This window comes from Paraburkholderia caffeinitolerans, assembly GCF_902859945.1.
Classification (GTDB): Bacteria; Pseudomonadota; Gammaproteobacteria; order Burkholderiales; family Burkholderiaceae; genus Paraburkholderia; species Paraburkholderia caffeinitolerans.
This window is the reverse complement of sequence record NZ_CADIKL010000048.1, coordinates 23,831-39,410: the sequence shown is the minus strand read 5'-3', so window position 1 is coordinate 39,410 and position 15,580 is coordinate 23,831. Positions and strand designations below refer to the sequence as shown.

Annotated in this window: 12 protein-coding genes; 5 read left to right on the top strand and 7 right to left on the bottom strand. The window is 65.9% G+C overall.

Annotated features, from left to right (window positions below; all coding sequences use genetic code 11):
• Positions 1-31: 31 nt before the first annotated feature.
• The 4 genes from HV773_RS31555 to HV773_RS31540 all read right to left on the bottom strand — a co-directional run bounded on the left by HV773_RS31555 (position 32) and on the right by HV773_RS31540 (position 4,904).
• Positions 32-544: a DNA-deoxyinosine glycosylase gene (locus HV773_RS31555; RefSeq protein ID WP_129561519.1), complete on the bottom strand. Its 513-nt coding sequence runs from the start codon at positions 542-544 to the stop codon at positions 32-34.
• On the bottom strand, positions 541-1,224 hold the full coding sequence (locus HV773_RS31550) for a chorismate--pyruvate lyase family protein (RefSeq protein ID WP_129561518.1): 684 nt from the start codon (positions 1,222-1,224) through the stop codon (positions 541-543). The genes HV773_RS31555 and HV773_RS31550 overlap by 4 nt, the downstream gene beginning before the upstream one ends.
• A gap of 162 nt (positions 1,225-1,386) precedes the next feature.
• Positions 1,387-3,300, bottom strand: a complete 1,914-nt coding sequence (gene htpG / locus HV773_RS31545; RefSeq protein ID WP_129561517.1) for a molecular chaperone HtpG — start codon at positions 3,298-3,300, stop codon at positions 1,387-1,389.
• Between the two features lie 128 nt (positions 3,301-3,428).
• Complete coding sequence (locus HV773_RS31540) at positions 3,429-4,904, bottom strand: aminotransferase-like domain-containing protein (protein ID WP_129561516.1); 1,476 nt, start codon at positions 4,902-4,904, stop codon at positions 3,429-3,431.
• 249 nt (positions 4,905-5,153) lie between these two features.
• Between HV773_RS31540 and HV773_RS31535 the strand changes: the two genes are divergently transcribed.
• From HV773_RS31535 to HV773_RS31520, 4 genes are all read left to right on the top strand, one after another.
• Positions 5,154-6,353: an aminotransferase-like domain-containing protein gene (locus HV773_RS31535; protein WP_129561515.1), complete on the top strand. Its 1,200-nt coding sequence runs from the start codon at positions 5,154-5,156 to the stop codon at positions 6,351-6,353.
• Positions 6,354-6,411: 58 nt separating this feature from the next.
• Positions 6,412-6,876 carry a RidA family protein gene (locus HV773_RS31530; protein ID WP_129561514.1) on the top strand — a complete coding sequence of 155 codons (465 nt, stop codon included), beginning with the start codon at positions 6,412-6,414 and terminating at the stop codon, positions 6,874-6,876.
• Between the two features lie 85 nt (positions 6,877-6,961).
• Positions 6,962-7,864 carry a PhzF family phenazine biosynthesis protein gene (locus HV773_RS31525; RefSeq protein WP_129561513.1) on the top strand — a complete coding sequence of 301 codons (903 nt, stop codon included), beginning with the start codon at positions 6,962-6,964 and terminating at the stop codon, positions 7,862-7,864.
• Between the two features lie 399 nt (positions 7,865-8,263).
• Entirely contained in the window at positions 8,264-10,624 is a 2,361-nt protein-coding gene (locus HV773_RS31520) for a bifunctional diguanylate cyclase/phosphodiesterase (protein WP_129561512.1), read from the top strand.
• A 49-nt stretch (positions 10,625-10,673) separates the two neighbouring features.
• On the opposite strand, the gene HV773_RS31515 is transcribed toward HV773_RS31520, so the two are convergent.
• From HV773_RS31515 to HV773_RS31505, 3 genes are read right to left on the bottom strand one after another with little or no spacing between them, the layout of a single operon-like run.
• Positions 10,674-11,702, bottom strand: coding sequence for a histone deacetylase family protein (locus HV773_RS31515; RefSeq protein ID WP_129561511.1), 1,029 nt, complete (start codon positions 11,700-11,702; stop codon positions 10,674-10,676).
• A 24-nt stretch (positions 11,703-11,726) separates the two neighbouring features.
• Entirely contained in the window at positions 11,727-12,980 is a 1,254-nt protein-coding gene (locus HV773_RS31510) for a Zn-dependent hydrolase (protein WP_129561510.1), read from the bottom strand.
• Positions 12,981-13,029: 49 nt separating this feature from the next.
• Positions 13,030-14,355, bottom strand: coding sequence for an MFS transporter (locus HV773_RS31505; RefSeq protein ID WP_129561509.1), 1,326 nt, complete (start codon positions 14,353-14,355; stop codon positions 13,030-13,032).
• A gap of 190 nt (positions 14,356-14,545) precedes the next feature.
• Between HV773_RS31505 and HV773_RS31500 the strand changes: the two genes are divergently transcribed.
• Positions 14,546-15,496, top strand: a complete 951-nt coding sequence (locus HV773_RS31500) for a LysR family transcriptional regulator (protein ID WP_129561508.1) — start codon at positions 14,546-14,548, stop codon at positions 15,494-15,496.
• Positions 15,497-15,580 lie beyond the last annotated feature (84 nt).

The following is a 15,580-nucleotide window of genomic DNA, read 5'->3' as shown; positions in this document are numbered from 1 at the left end:
ATACTCAGCACTATTTAGCTAGATGATCCGCTTAAGTTTTATGCCGATTAACCAGGTATTGCTGCAATCGACGCCAGTCGACCAATTTTTCCTGGTAGGGAACGGCTGCGTACGCCGGACTGCTTGATGGCAATCGGACGAGGCGATACGCGTCTGCCTTCTCACCGAGCGCGCTCGCCCCGATCTTCTCTGCGGTTCCGCCGTTGAACGCTATGGCAACCAGATTCGGCAGCGTTTCAATTAGAGCGACCAAATCGTTGCTCGCATGATTTCGGATACGGCTATCGAGGCTGCCAATGCGCTGCGCTTCGGCCACCACATCCCACAAACCGATGCGATGTTCAAGCAGCGTTTGCAGCCGCGCGTCGTAGGCCATCGCGGGAAGGTCCACGCCGATCACCTCGCCCACCAGATGCCAAAACCGGTTCTGCTTATGCGCGTAGTACTGCTGATGCGCCAGCGACGCCTCGCCCGGCAGGCTGCCGAGGATCAGCACGCGCGTATGCGCATCGACGACCGGTGCAAAGCAGCGCTTGACGCTCATCGGCGAGAACTCATTGGAGGATGCGGCGCATGAGCGGCCCGCGAGGCCGTATGGCCGAGCGGCCCACGCTCGCGTGCCGAGTGAGTGGCGTGCGCGGGCAACGGCGGCTGCGCATCGCATGCCAGGCCCGCAAGACTCGCCCACAGCGCAGGCAGCATGCATTCGGTCACGAGGAGCGGCGCGCCATAGCGCTCGAACACCGAACGTCGCGCGACGAACGCATGCGGCACATGCCCCTGCGTTTCTCGCGCGGCCAACGCATGCAACGGATGCCGCGCGCTCACGCGCCGGCTCACGAGCGCCGAGCGCGCGACGCCGCTATCGCTGTACAGCAACTCCGCAAGCGGGCGCGTGCGCAGGCGGCGCATGGCCTGCCAGATACCGTGGCTCGCCGCGATCGGCGTCGCGCTGTGCGCGGCCACAAACGGCACGCCATCGACTTCGAGCACGATCTCGCGCACCCAGGCGCGTGCGCGCGGCGCGAGGCCGAGCGCGGCGCATTCGTCAGGCCAGGGCATGTCGACGGCTTCGCGCGTCACGCGCACGACGACATGCCCGAGCGCGCGCAGATGCGCGGTCAGCGAACCGCCGCGTGTGAGCCAGTCTTTTTGGTCGGCGCTGAAGGCCGCGAGGGGCGCGACGCGCCAGTGCGCGTCGGCGGCATCGAATCGGATGGGCATGGCGCGCATTATAGGCCGCGCGCATTTCAATTCGCTGCGGGGCGAACGGCGAAACGAAGCCGCAAGAAACGATGCCCCAAAGAAAAATCCCCTTGCAGCACAAGGCTGCAAGGGGATCGGCAATTCAAAAAAGCGCTTCGCTCGCGTGAAGCGTCTGCTTTTTTAACCCGCCCGCGCCAACAGCAACGCGTTGGTGCGCTTCACAAAGCTCGCCGGATCCTCAAGCGCGCCGCCTTCTGCCAGCATCGCCTGATCGAACAGCAGATGGCACCAGTCGCCGAAGTCCGCGCTATCGGTGCGCAGCGCCTTTACGAGCGGATGCTCGGGATTGACTTCGAGAATCGGCTGCATCTGCGGCGCCTGCTGGCCCGCGGCCTTGAGCATGCGCTGCAGGTAACCGCTCATGTCGCCTTCGTCGGCCACGAGGCAGCTTGGCGAATCGGTCAGGCGGAACGTGAGACGCACGTCCTTTGCCTTGCCCTTGAGCGCTTCCTTCATCTGCTCCACGAGCGGCTTGAGCTCTTCGCCCACCTTCTCTTGTTGCTGCTTTTCCTCGTCATTGAGCGCACCAAGGTCGAGGTCGCCGCGCGCCACGCTCGCGAGCGGCTTGCCGTCGAAGTCGTTCAGGAACGACAGCATCCATTCGTCCACGCGATCGGTGAGCAACAGCACTTCCACGCCCTTCTTGCGGAACACTTCGAGGTGCGGGCTATTCTTCGCGGCCTGCCAGGTATCGGCGGTCACGTAGTAGATCTTCGTTTGCTCGGGCTTCATGCGCGCGACGTAGTCGGCGAGCGAGACGGTCTGCTCGTCGGTGTCGTTGTGCGTCGATGCAAAGCGCAGCAGCTTCGCGATGCGCTCGCCGTTCGCCTGATCCTCGCCCATGCCTTCCTTGAGCACCTGACCGAACTCGGTCCAGAAGGTCGCGAACTTCGCCTTCTCCTCTTCCTTCGCTTCGGCATCGGTTTGCGCCGAGGCCATGTCTTCTAGCATCGACAGCACACGCTTGGTCACGCCGTCGCGAATCGCCTTCACGTCGCGGCTTTCCTGCAGGATTTCGCGCGAGACGTTGAGCGGCAGATCCGCCGAATCGACCACGCCCTTCACGAAGCGCAGATAGTTCGGCAGCAGTTGCTCGGCTTCGTCCATGATGAAGACGCGCTTCACGTAGAGCTTCAAGCCGCTCTTGTGATCGCGGTTCCACATGTCGAACGGCGCATGCGACGGCACGTAAAGCAGTTGCGTATATTCGCTGCGGCCTTCGACGCGGTTATGCGTCCACGCGAGCGGGTTCATGTGATCGTGCGCGAGGTGCTGATAGAACTGCTGATACTGCTCGTCGCTGATGTCGTTCTTCGCGCGCGTCCACAGCGCGCTCGCCTGGTTGATGGTCTCGTATTCGTCCTTCGTGACCATCTCGTTCTTTTCGGCGTCCCATTCTTCCTTCTTCATCTCGATGGGCAGGCCGACGTGATCCGAGTACTTCTGGATGATCGACTTGAGCTTCCACGCGGAAAGCAGTTCGTCTTCGCCTTCGCGCAGGTGCAGCGTGATGGTGGTGCCGCGCTGCGCGCGCTCGATCGCCTCGACCGAGAATTCGCCCTCGCCCGCGCTCGTCCAGCGCACGCCTTCGGCTGCGGGCAGACCCGCGCGGCGGCTTTCGACCGTGATCTTGTCGGCAACGATGAAGCCCGAGTAGAAGCCCACGCCGAACTGGCCGATCAGCGCCGCGTCCTTCTGCTGGTCGCCCGAGAGCTTGCCGAAGAATTCCTTGGTGCCGGAGCGCGCGATCGTGCCGAGGTTGGCCACGGCTTCGTCATGGCTCATGCCAATGCCGTTGTCGTCGATGGTGATGGTGCGCGCGGCCTTGTCGAAGCCCACGCGAATGCGCAGGTTCGGATCGTTTTCGTAGAGCGCGCTGTTGGCGAGCGCCTCGAAGCGCAGCTTGTCGGCGGCGTCCGATGCGTTCGAAACCAGCTCGCGCAGGAAAATTTCCTTGTTGCTGTACAGCGAATGGATCATCAGGTGCAGAAGCTGTTTCACTTCCGCCTGGAAGCTCATGGTTTCTTGTGCCATGGTCGGGGTCCTTTTTCGTTGCAGTCAGTAGGGTCGGCCGCGTGTGCATTCCCGCGGCGCGTTGAGCGCGCATATGGGGACGCGCCGCGCCGGTTTCAAGTGGTCTTCAAGCGGGTTTCTGGTGGTTTTCAGGCGCGCCGCGCCACGCCGTCCAGATAGCCGGCGAGAAACGCCGGCAGCGCCGGGTCGCCGCAGTTGGCGATGTTAAAGCGCATCCAGGTGGTGGGCGACTGGTGCGGCGAGAACAGGCTGCCCGGCGTGAGCAGGAAGCCCGCCTCGTGGCCGGCGGCCGTGAGCGCGTCGGCGTCCACGCCGGTGTCGGCCCACAGGAACATGCCCGCGCCCGGCGCGACGAAGATCCTGCAGCCGGCGCGCTCGAGCATGCGCGCAGCCTTGTCGCGCACCGAGTCCAGACGCGCGCGCAGGCGCTCCACGTGGCGCCGGTAGTGACCTTCGGTGAGCACGCGAAACAGCACCCGTTCGTTGAGCTCGGGACTCGTCATGCCCACCAGCATTTTCTGGTCCGCGACCGCCTGCGCCACATCGAGCGCGCTTGCGATGAAGCCCACGCGCAGATTGGGCGCGAGCGTCTTCGAAAAGCTGCCGAGGTAAATCACCCGGCGCAATTGGTCGAGGCTCGCGAGGCGTGTCGCCGGATAGCCCGCCGGGCAGAGATCGCCGTAGATATCGTCTTCGACGACGAGAAAGTCGTACTGCTCCGCGAGGCGCAGGATGCGAAACGCCTGCGCCGCCGTGAGCGAGGTGCCGGTGGGGTTCTGCAGCACCGAGTTGATGACCAGCAGCTTCGGCCGCCACGTCGCTACCAGCGTTTCGAGTGCGTCGAGGTCCGGCCCCTCGGGCGTGTACGGCACGCCCAAGAGGCGCGCGCCTTGCGAGACGAAGCGGCTGAACATCTGGAACCACGCGGGGTCGCCCACCACGACGGTGTCGCCGGGCCGTACGTAGAGCCGCGCGAGCAAGTCGATGGCCTGAGTGACGCCCGAGACCATCACGAACTGCTCGGGCGTCGCACCGATCTCGAACTCGGCGAGGCGCGTCTGCAACTGCTGGCGCAGCGGCAGGAAGCCCTGCGGCGAACCGAAGCCGAGCAGCTGCGAGCCGCTCTGGCGGCCCAGCGAGCGCATCGCGCCCGCCAGCAGCTCGCCGTCGAGCCAGCGCGCGGGCAGGTAGCCGAGACCCGGCCCCGTTTCCGGATGCGTCGACGAATGGAGCATGTTGCGCAGCAGCCAGACCACGTCGAGGGTGGGCGGCGGCGCGGGCTCGGCCGCTGCGTTTCCATTCGCATCGGCGCCGGGACCGCGCTCCAGCGGCGCCACGGCCGCAAGCCGCTCGCGCACATAGAAGCCCGAGCCGCGCCGCGAATCGAGGTAGCCCTGTGCGACCAGCCGCTCGTAGGCCTCCACCACGGTGAAGCGCGAGACACCCTTGTCGAGCGCGAGCTTGCGGATGGACGGCATGCGCATGCCGGGGCGGAACACGCGCTCTTCGATGCGGCGGCGGCCCCACTGGACGAGCTGATCGACCAGCGTGGTCGTGGCGGCGTCGTGCGGCGCCGGAATCTGGTCGAGAGGGACGGACGACATGGCGGCTCCAACTGTACAGAACACTATCGGAACGATTGTACCGTTACTGTCTGACACCATACCGGTACATTTCTTCGAATACTTGCCGGTAAGGCTCTCGTTCGCATGTCGCGCGCATTGTGCTCGCGTGTGCCGCACGAGCAGGTTTCGCGCCATAATCGAAAGTTCGGCGGCTTGGGCGCCTCGCGTTCGCGCCGCCTCCATCCGGGCCGTTCAAGCCCTCGTTCCCGACCTCAACAAGGAAACCTCATGGACCAAAGCGATCTCAAGGCTGCCCCCGCGTGGCAACTGTCCGAGCGTGCGATCAAGCTGACCAGCTCGGCGATTCGCGAAATCCTGAAGGTAACGGAACGGCCCGAGGTCATTTCATTCGCGGGCGGCTTACCCGCGCCGGCGTCCTTCCCCGTCGAAGAGATGCGCGCGGCCGCCGACCGCATCCTGCGCGACAACCCCACCGGCGCGCTCCAGTACAGCGCGACGGAGGGTTACCTGCCACTGCGCGAATGGGTCGCCGAACGCTACTCAGTAGGCGGCGCGAAGATCCGCGCGTCGCAAGTGCTCATCACCACGGGCTCGCAGCAGGCGCTCGACCTGCTCGGCAAGGTGCTGGTCTCGCCGGACAGCCCCGTGCTGGTCGAAACGCCCACCTATCTCGGCGCGCTGCAATCGTTCTCGCTCTATGAGCCGCGCTACGTGCAGGTGCCCACCGACGAGCATGGCCTCGTGCCCGACGGCCTCACGCCGGAGCTCACCACTGGCGCGCGCCTGCTCTACGCGATCCCGAACTTCCAGAACCCGACGGGCCGCCGCCTGCCGCTCGAACGGCGCGAGGCGCTCGCCCGCTTTGCGCAGGGCGCGCCCTTCCCGGTCATCGAAGACGATCCTTACGGCGCGCTCGACTACGCCGGCCAGCCGCTGCCCACGCTGCTCTCGATGGCGCCCGAGCACATCGTGCATCTGGGTTCGTTCTCGAAGGTGCTGGCGCCGGGCCTGCGCGTGGGCTACATCATCGCGCCCGAAGAGCTGCACTTCAAACTGGTGCAGGCCAAGCAGGCCACCGACCTGCACACGCCGAGCTTCACCCAGCGCATCGTCCATGAAGTCGTGAAGGACGGCTTTCTCGACACGCATATCCCGAAGGTCCGCGCGCTCTACCGCGACCAATGCGAGGCGATGCTCGACGCGCTCGCGCGCAACATGCCCGAAGGCGTGAGCTGGAATCGCCCCGAAGGCGGCATGTTCGTGTGGGTCTCGCTGCCCGATGGCATCGACACCATGAAGCTGCTCGATGCGGCGGTCGCGCAGAATGTGGCTTTCGTGCCGGGCGCGCCGTTCTTCGCGAGCGAGCCGCAGCACAACAAGCTGCGCCTGTCGTTCGTGACCGTGCCGCCCGCGAAGATCGAGGAAGGCGTGGCGAAGCTCGCGAAACTCATCCGCGCGCACCTCTAAGGCGCGCCGACCCAAACCCATCTTCACTCTCACTGCTACTGCAAAAGGACTCCTGATCATGGCTGACGTCAACGTCTACGACCGCCTCAAAGAACTCGGCATCGAACTGCCGACCGCCGGCGCACCCGCCGCGGCCTACGTGATGAGCGCGCAAAGCGGCAACACCGTGTACCTCTCGGGCCACATTGCGAAGAAGGACGGCAAGGTTTGGGCCGGCAAGCTGGGCGAATCGCTCACGACCGAGGAAGGCAAGGCCGCCGCGCACTCGATCGCGATCGACCTGCTCGCGACGCTGCATGCCCACGTGGGCGACCTCAACAAGGTCAAGCGCATCGTCAAGCTGATGAGCCTCGTGAACTCGACGCTCACCTTTACCGAGCAGCACATCGTCACGAACGGCGCATCCGAGCTGATCGCCGACGTGTTCGGCGAGAAAGGCAAGCACGCACGCTCGGCTTTCGGCGTCGCGCAGATTCCGCTCGGCGCATGCGTCGAGATCGAGCTGATCGCCGAAGTCGAATAAGCGTTCGGTGTAAAGTAAAGCGGCCCGGCCCGGTCTGTCTCGACCGGGCCGGGCTTTTTTTCGTCCCGCTCCCCAGTCTCGCGCCATGACCCTACGCAACGTTCGCTTCAAACAGGTCGACGTATTCACGTCGCATCCCTTCAAAGGCAATCCGCTCGCGGTCGTGTTCGACGCGGACGGGCTCGATACGGCGCAGATGCAAGGCATCGCGCGCTGGACCAATCTCTCCGAAACCGCCTTCCTGCTCGCCCCCGCCGATGCGCGCGCCGACTATCGCGTGCGCATTTTCACGACGCAAGGCGAATTGCCTTTCGCGGGTCACCCGACGCTCGGCACGGCGCATGCGTTCCTCGACAGCGGCCGCCAGCCGAAAACGCCTGGCCGGCTCGTGCAGGAATGCGGCGCGGGCCTCATCGAGCTGGCCGCGAGGCATCCGGCAGGACACGACGCCGATGGCGCGCAACTCTGGGCCTTCGCCGCGCCGCCCGCAACGATGACGCCGCTGCCCGAGGCGCAATACGACGCGCTTCGCGCCGCCGTGCGCTCGGATGCGATCGATTTCGGCGCGCCGCCGTGCGGTGTCGACAACGGCGCGCCCTGGCTCGTCGTGCGCCTTGCCTCGGCGCAGGCCGTGCTCGCGCTCGACATCGATTACGACGCGCTCGCCAACATTGCCGCTAGCGTGGGCGCGCAAGGGCTCGCGGCCTATGGCGCACATGATGCGGACGGCCCCGCCACCTTCGAGGTGCGCTGCCTCATGACAGGCCTGGGCGTTGGCGAAGATCCAGTGACGGGCAGCGCCAATGCCGCGATCGCGATGCTGCTCGCGCAACAAGACCGCCGCCCTGGCAGCGGCTATACCGTGCGCCAGGGCACCGCGATGGGACGCGACGGCCGCGTCTTCGTCGACTACGACGACGCAGCGGGCAAGATCTGGATTGGCGGCGCGTCGCTCACGGTCGTCGACGGCACGATTCAGCTCGCATGAGCGACACGCGATCGTCACCATTCCGATCGCTCTCCTGAACGCTGCGGACTCGCACGCGCCGCGCGCGGCGCGTCCGTGGCTGCGGGCATGCATTCTGCGTGGATTCGCCCCTCTCGCCCGATGCACGGCATTCTGCCTATGCGCTGCAGATAGCGGGTGCCGGCATTTGCCCTCGACGGGCGCCCCGACTCGCGTATACCCAGGGTGGGATGGCTTCCTAATTCATTGTCCAACCATTAAGATCCAGACATCGGACGCAACAATGCATCCGATGGTCTTCGTTCGCGCACTCCGCGCTACTTCCACAGCCGTTCCGATGCCGCCGATCCAACCGAGCGCCTTGTTGCCGTCCCGGCCGCCGCATCAGCGGCGCGGCGGCGTGCGCGGGCGGCGGGCGCGATGAGCGCGAAGCAGCGCCCCCTCGCGCGCGACGCCGCGCTGCGCGCCGCGCCCGGGCCGGCCTACACGCGCCCGCGCACGCTGCTGGCCATTCCGGCGCTCGGCGTGCTGGTGCTGATCTTGCTGTGGGCCGTGATCTTCACGCGCCTCGCGGTCGAAAAGGAAGCGGCCCAGCGCGAGGCCACGGCCTCGGCTGCCATCCTCTCGTCTGCGCTCGAGCAGCACACGGTGAAGGCGATCCACCAGGTCGACCAGATCACGCGCTTCGTGAAGTACGAGTTCGAGAAGACGCCCGAGCACTTCAACCTCTCGAGCACGGTCGAGAAAGGCGTGGTGCAGAGCGACTCGCTCGTCCAGGTGTCGATCATCGACGAGCACGGCACGCTCATCGCCAACACCGTGGACCCGAATCCCAAGCCCATCGACCTCTCGGACCGCGAGCACTTCAAGGTGCACGAGCACGAGAACGACGATCAGCTCTATATCAGCAAGCCGGTGCTCGGCCGCATCTCGGGCCACTGGACCCTGCAGATGACGCGCCGCCTCAATCACGCGGATGGCTCGTTCGCGGGCGTGGTGGTGGTCTCCGAAGACCCGAGCTATTTCACCAGCGACTTCTACAACAACGCCGCGATTGGCCGTGACGGCGTGATCGCCGTGATCTCGGACACCGGCGCCGTGCTCGCGCGCCGCACCGGCAACGCGGAGCGCGCGAGCGGCGCGTTCTCGGCGAGCGGCGTGTACCCGATGGCCGAGCACGTTTCGGGCACCTACACCGATCCGATCGACCACGTCACGCGCATCGTCTCGTACCGCCATATCGACGGCTATCCGCTCGCGGTGCTGGTCGGCCTGTCACAAGCCGAGCAGTTCGCCGATTACAACCACACGCGCAACGTCTACCTGATGATGGCGACGTTCATCTCGCTCGCCATGCTGTCGTTCTTCGCCGTGGCCACGGGGTTGATCGGCAAGCTGCTCGGGCGCGAGCGCGAGATGTCGCAACTCGTGCAGTACGACCTGCTCACCGGCCTGCCCAACCGCTACGCCACCTTGCAGCGGCTGCGCCACGAAGTCTCGCAGCCGGGCAACCTCGGGCGCCTCGCGATTCTCTTTATCGACCTCGACAACTTCAAGACGGTCAACGATACGCTCGGCCACAACGCCGGCGACATCGTGCTGCAAATGAGCGCCGCGCGCCTCGCCGACGCCGTGGGCGGCGCGGGCACGCTCGCGCGCATCGGCGGCGACGAATTCGTGGTGATCGTCAAGGGCGACGAGATCGAGAAACGCGCGAGCTCGATCGCCGAGGTGACCAACGCCGCGTTCACGCATCCGTTCGACGTGCGCGGCAGCGCCTTCGTGCTGCATGCGAGCACAGGCATCGCGCTCTTTGCCGTGGCGCACGAGAGCGAAATCGACCTGCTCAAGAAGGCCGACCTCGCGATGTACGCCGCCAAGGAAGCCGGGCGCAACTGCTTCCGCTTTTACTCGCCGCAGCTCGCGCACCGCGCCGACCACCTGATGAAGTGGGAGCAGCAACTGCGCATCGCCCTCGGCGAAGGCCAGCTCTTCCTCGCCTATCAGCCGAAGATCGATCTGCGCCGCCGCTGCATCACGGGCTTCGAGGCACTGGTGCGCTGGAATCATCCGCAGTACGGGTTGATTCCAGCGAGCGAATTCATTCCGGTGGCCGAATCCACGGGCCTGATCGTGCCGGTGGGCGACTTCGTGATCCGCACTGCGTGCGCGCAGCTCGCGCAGTGGCAGCAGCAAGGTTATGAAACGCTTTCGCTCGCCATCAATATCTCGGCGGTGCAGTTCTGGCGCGGCGACCTCTACGAGACGGTCGCGCACGCGATCGAGGAAACCGGCATTGCCGCGCACAAGCTCGAGCTCGAGATCACCGAGACCGCAATGATGGAGTACCCCGAACTCGTCTCGGAGAAGATTTTCGCGTTGAAGCGTTTGGGCGTGCGCGTGGCGCTCGACGACTTCGGCACCGGCTATTCGTCGCTGTCCTATCTGAACCGCTTCGCCGTCGACACGCTCAAGGTGGACCGCTCGTTCGTGCAGGCGATTCCGGCCGACCGCAGCGTCTGCGTGATGGTCGCGGCCATCGTCAATCTCGCGCGCTCGCTCGGCCTCACGGTGGTCGTGGAAGGCACCGAGACCGAGGAGCAGATCGCGTGGCTCTCCGCGCTCGGCCCGATCGAGGCGCAGGGCTTCTTGTTCTCGCGGCCCGTGCCGGTGGAAGGCGTTCCCGCGCTGATCGAACGCTTCGGCGTGTGCGGGGCGGCGCTGCCGGGCGCGCAAGATGCGCGCAGCGAACGCGTGAGCGACGCGCCGCAATCGCGCTAAAGCGGCGCGCGACGTTTCCCTCTAGCGCCGCTTTACTTCACAACGCGCCTTATCGCGCGTTTGCCCCCGTAAAGCCCCCGAAGAACGCTTTAGCGTTGGCCTCGAGACTTTCGAGGTGATAGCCGCCTTCCTGCACGATCACCGAAGGCAAACCCAGCGCGCCAATTGCCTGACCGAGCTTGCCGAAGCCCTCGGTGCTCACCGCCACCTTCGACTGCGGATCGTCCTTGTAGATGTCGAAACCGAGCGCCAGTACGAGCGCGTCGGGCTGAAAGCGCTTGAGCACGCGCAGCGCCGCATCCACGCGCTCGAAGAACGCTTCTTCCGATGCGCCGTGCGGCATCGGCAGGTTGACGTTGTAGCCCTCCCCCGCGCCTGCGCCGCGCTCGTCCTCGTAACCCGCGACCACCGGATAAAAATTGGTCGGGTCGCCGTGGATCGACACGTAGAGCACGTCGTCGCGGCCGTAGAAGATCTCCTGCACGCCCTGGCCATGATGCATGTCGGTGTCGAGAATCGCCACGCGCCCGAAGCGCTGCCGGAGCGACTGCGCCGCAACGGCCGCGTTGTTCAGGTAGCAAAAGCCGCCCGCTGCGTCCGCGCGCGCATGGTGGCCGGGCGGGCGGCACAGCGCGTAGCTCGCGCGCGCGCCCTCGTTGACGGTCGCGGCAGCCGCCAGCGCACTCTGCGCCGACCAGTACGCTGCGCGCCACGTGTTCGCGCCCACCGGGCAACTGCCATCGGCGAGATAGCGCGCCGCCTGGGCGAGCACGCCGCGCAGCGGATTCGGATCGCGCACGTAGATGTTCGACATGACTTCGTCGCCCCAATCGTCGGGCATGCGCTTCCACTCGGCATGCGCTTCTTCCAGGAAGCGCAGATAGTTCATGTCGTGCACGGCGGCAATCGGCGCAGTGCCGAAGTCGGCGGGTTCGCTCACCTCGAAGCCGAGCGCGTGCGCGGCGGCGACGAGGCGCGCAGCGCGCTCGGGCACCTCCTGCGGCTCGCGCATCTGGCCGCGCGAAAGATAGGTGCGGGGATGATGGAGCAGTTGCTCGGGATGAAACCAGGTTTTCATATTCAGTAATCCTCTCGATTACGCTCAGGCATTCACGTGTTCGCGCACACAGGCGCGCGCGGCAACCGCGTTGAGCAGCACATTCGTGCCCGCTGTGACATCCTCGGGCAAGGCATCTTCGGCCTCGTTGTGCGAAAGGCCGTCCACGCAAGGGATGAAGACCATCGCCGTCGGGCAATAGCGCGCGAGGTGGATCGCGTCGTGGCCCGCGCCGCTCACGATGCGCTCGTTCGAATAGTCCAGGCGTTCGACCGCATCGGCCACGAGCGCGACGCACGCCGGATCGAACGGCGTGGCCGGCGAAGTCCAGCAATGCGCGATCTCCACGCCGAGCCCGCGCGTGCCACCGACTGCCGCGCAGACCGCGCGCAGATCCTGCTCCATCGCGTCGAGCTGGGCGTCGTCGGGATGGCGCAGATCGACCGTGAAGGTCACATTGGCCGCGATCGTATTGCGCGACGAATTCGCAATCTGCACCTGGCCGAGCGTCACGAGGCCGAGCGGCGCATGGCGCGCCATCGCGCGCTCGATTTCCAGCGCCATGTGCGCCGCGCCGAAAAAAGCGTCCTTGCGGTAGCGCATGGGCGTCGTGCCCGCATGCGCGGCCACGCCCGACACCATCACGTCGAACCAGCGGATCGCCTGGCCGCCCGTCACCACGCCGATGGTCGTGCCGTTCGCTTCCAGGATCGGGCCCTGCTCGATATGCGCCTCGAAGTACGCATCGACGGCCACGCCCTGAACGGGCCGCGTGCCGCGCGCCTCGCATGCGTCGAGCGCCTCGCCGAGCGTCACGCCTTGCGCGTCGCGGCGCGCGAGCGCATCGTCGAGCGTCATCGCCCCCGCGAACACCGCCGAGCCGAGCATCGCAGGCGTGAAGCGCGCGCCTTCCTCGTTGGTCCACGAGCAGATCTCGATGGGCTTGTCGGTCACGACGCCTGAATCGTTGAGCGCGCGCACGACTTCGAGAGCGGCCAGCACGCCGTAGACGCCGTCGAAGCGCCCGCCCTCGGGCTGGGTGTCGAGATGACTGCCCATCAGCACGGGGGCAGCCTGCGGGTCGGCGCCCTCGCGCCGCGCGAAGAGGTTGCCCACCTCGTCGGTCCACACCGTCATGCCCGCCTCGCGGCACCAGTGCGCGAACAGTTCGCGGCCGCGCCGGTCTTCTTCGGTGAGCGCGAGGCGGCGCACGCCGCCGCCCGCCGTCGCGCCAATGCGCGCCATTTCCGTGAGACTGCCCCACAGGCGCGGGCCATTGATATGTAAGAGGTCATTCATCTGTAAACCCATCTCCGATCTAGTAATTGGTCGTCTCTGCGCTGATGCATCAATGTGAACTGAGCGCTTCGGCAGCCGCTTCGTCGTGCGCATGCGAGGCCCGGCGCGCGTCGAGCGCGATGATGCAGACGAGCGATACGCCCGCGAGGCAGGTATAGAACACCGCCAGCGGCCACCATTGCCCCACGTAGCGATGCGCGAGCCAGGTGCCGACGAGCGGCGTGAGTCCGCCCGCCACAGCGCCGCAAACCTGGTAGGACAGCGAGATGGCCGAGTAGCGCACGCGCGTGGCGAACACGCCCGAGACGAAGCCCGCGATCACCGAGTAGAAGCTCGCCATGCAGACCACGGCGATGGCGATGCCGATCACCATCGGCACGACCTTGCCGCTTTGCACGAGCACGAACATCGGGTACGGCGAGAGCATGGCCGCCAGAGCCGCGCACTTGAGGAAGCGCGCGCCGCCGATGCGCTCCGCGATCCACGCGGCCAGCGGCTGGGCGAGGAACTGGATGATCGCCACCGCGAACAGGCAGTCGAGAATGAGCGAGCGCGTGATGCCAACGTACTGCGTCGTGTACGCGATCATGAAGGTGTTGGTGAAGTACACGCCCGCGATGCCGATGGTGTTCGCGCCGATGCACAACAGCACGAGCCCCCACGCCGAACGGAACACCTCCGCGACCGGCAGCTTCGCGGTGCGGCGCTGGTCCTTGAGCTTCTCGAACTCGGGCGACTCGTTCACGCCGAGGCGGATCATGAGGCCCACCACGAGCAGAGCCGCCGACGCGAGGAACGGCAGACGCCAGCCCCACGAGAGGAAGTCGGCCTTGTCGAGCGAGGTGACCGAGCGGAACGCCAGCAGCGAGAGGATCAGGCCCGCGGGCGAGCCCAACTGCGCGAACGAGGCGAAAAAGTTACGGCGGCCAGCGGGCGCATGTTCGCCCGCCATCAGCACCGCGCCGCCCCACTCGCCGCCCACGGCCACGCCCTGCACGACGCGCAGCAGCACGAGCAGCACCGGCGCGAGCATGCCCACCTTCGCGTACGACGGCAGCAGACCGACGCAGACGGTCGCGACGCCCATCATCATGAGCGTGGTCATGAGCGCCTTCTTGCGGCCGATGCGGTCGCCAAGATGGCCAAAGATCAGGCCGCCCAGCGGGCGCGCGAAGAAGCCGACCGCGAAGGTGGCGAACGACGCCATCGTGCTCACGAAGCGGTCTTCAGACGGGAAATAGAGTTCGCCGAACACCAGCGCAGCGGCCGTGGCGTAAATGTAGAAGTCGTACCACTCGATCATGGTGCCGATGAACGCCGCTAGCGCGGCGCGCACCGGTTGGCGGGCGGAAGCTTGTTGTGTGGATGCGGTCATGGGGTTGTCTCCTGGCGCTTTAGTCGTGCGTGCTACGTGCCGCAGAACTTGCAATACGCATGAAAGCTTTATCTCCTGTCAGAAAATATTAGTCAAATTTCGAGTTATTATTCAGCACATAAGCTTGGCTAATATAAAGACCGGAGGCGAGCCCCGAAGCGCGCCCCGACCGCTCAGGAGAACACCGCCCATGCGCGCCGAAACTACCCGCTTTCTCAACGACCGGCTCGACTGGAACCTGCTGCGCACCTATCTCGCGATCATGCAGGAGCGCAGCCTGAGCCGCGCCGCCGCGCGCCTCTACGTGACCCAGCCGGCCGTGAGCCAGGCGCTCAAGCGGCTCGAAGACGCGCTCGGCCGCAAGCTCATCGAGCGGCGCGGCACGCATTTCGTGCCGACCCAGGCCGGCGAAGAGGTCTATCGCATCGCGAGCGACATCTACGGCACGATGTCCCAACTCGAAACCGGGCTCGACGAGCGCACCGCCGACATCACCGGTTCGATCCGCCTGCTCACGGTGAGCCGGATCGAGTCGCGCGTCTACGACGAGTTCCTTGCCGAATTCCACTCGGCGTATCCGCGCATCGATCTGCAAATCGAAGTCATGCGCTCGTCGGACATCATCTCGTCGCTGCTGCAAAAGACCGCGACCGCGGGCCTGAGCCTGTGCCGCACGCCGGTCGAAAAGCTCGAGATGCGCTGCTTCCTGCGCCAGCGCTACGCGATGTTCTGCGGCCGATACCACCGGCTATTCGGGCTTTCGCAACTGACCATGGAAGATTTGCTCGCGGAGAATTTCGTGTCGTTCACGAGCGACCAGATCGGCGACAGCCTCTCGCCGCTCACGGTGTTTCGCGACCAGCGCGGCTTTACGGGGAGAATCGTGGCGTCGTCGCCGAGCCTCGACGAGGTGCGGCGGCTCATCTACGCGGGTTACGGCATCGGCTGCCTGCCCGAGCACATCGTGAAAGACGATCTGGCGCGGCAGCGCCTTTGGCGGCTGCCGCCGGAGGAAGGGCTCGTGGACGTCGACATCCACTTGCTGTGGCATCGCGACCGCAAACAGAATGCGGCCGAGAAAGCGTTCTTCGACGCGATGGAGCGCTGCATGCAGCGCCATGCGCTCGCGGAGCGGCTATAAAGCGCGCGCGCCGCGAGCGTGGGATAGCCCGAAAGCTCTCAAGAAAACGCCGGGCCGCCCCAAGTTTTCTTGCCCCCTCGGGGG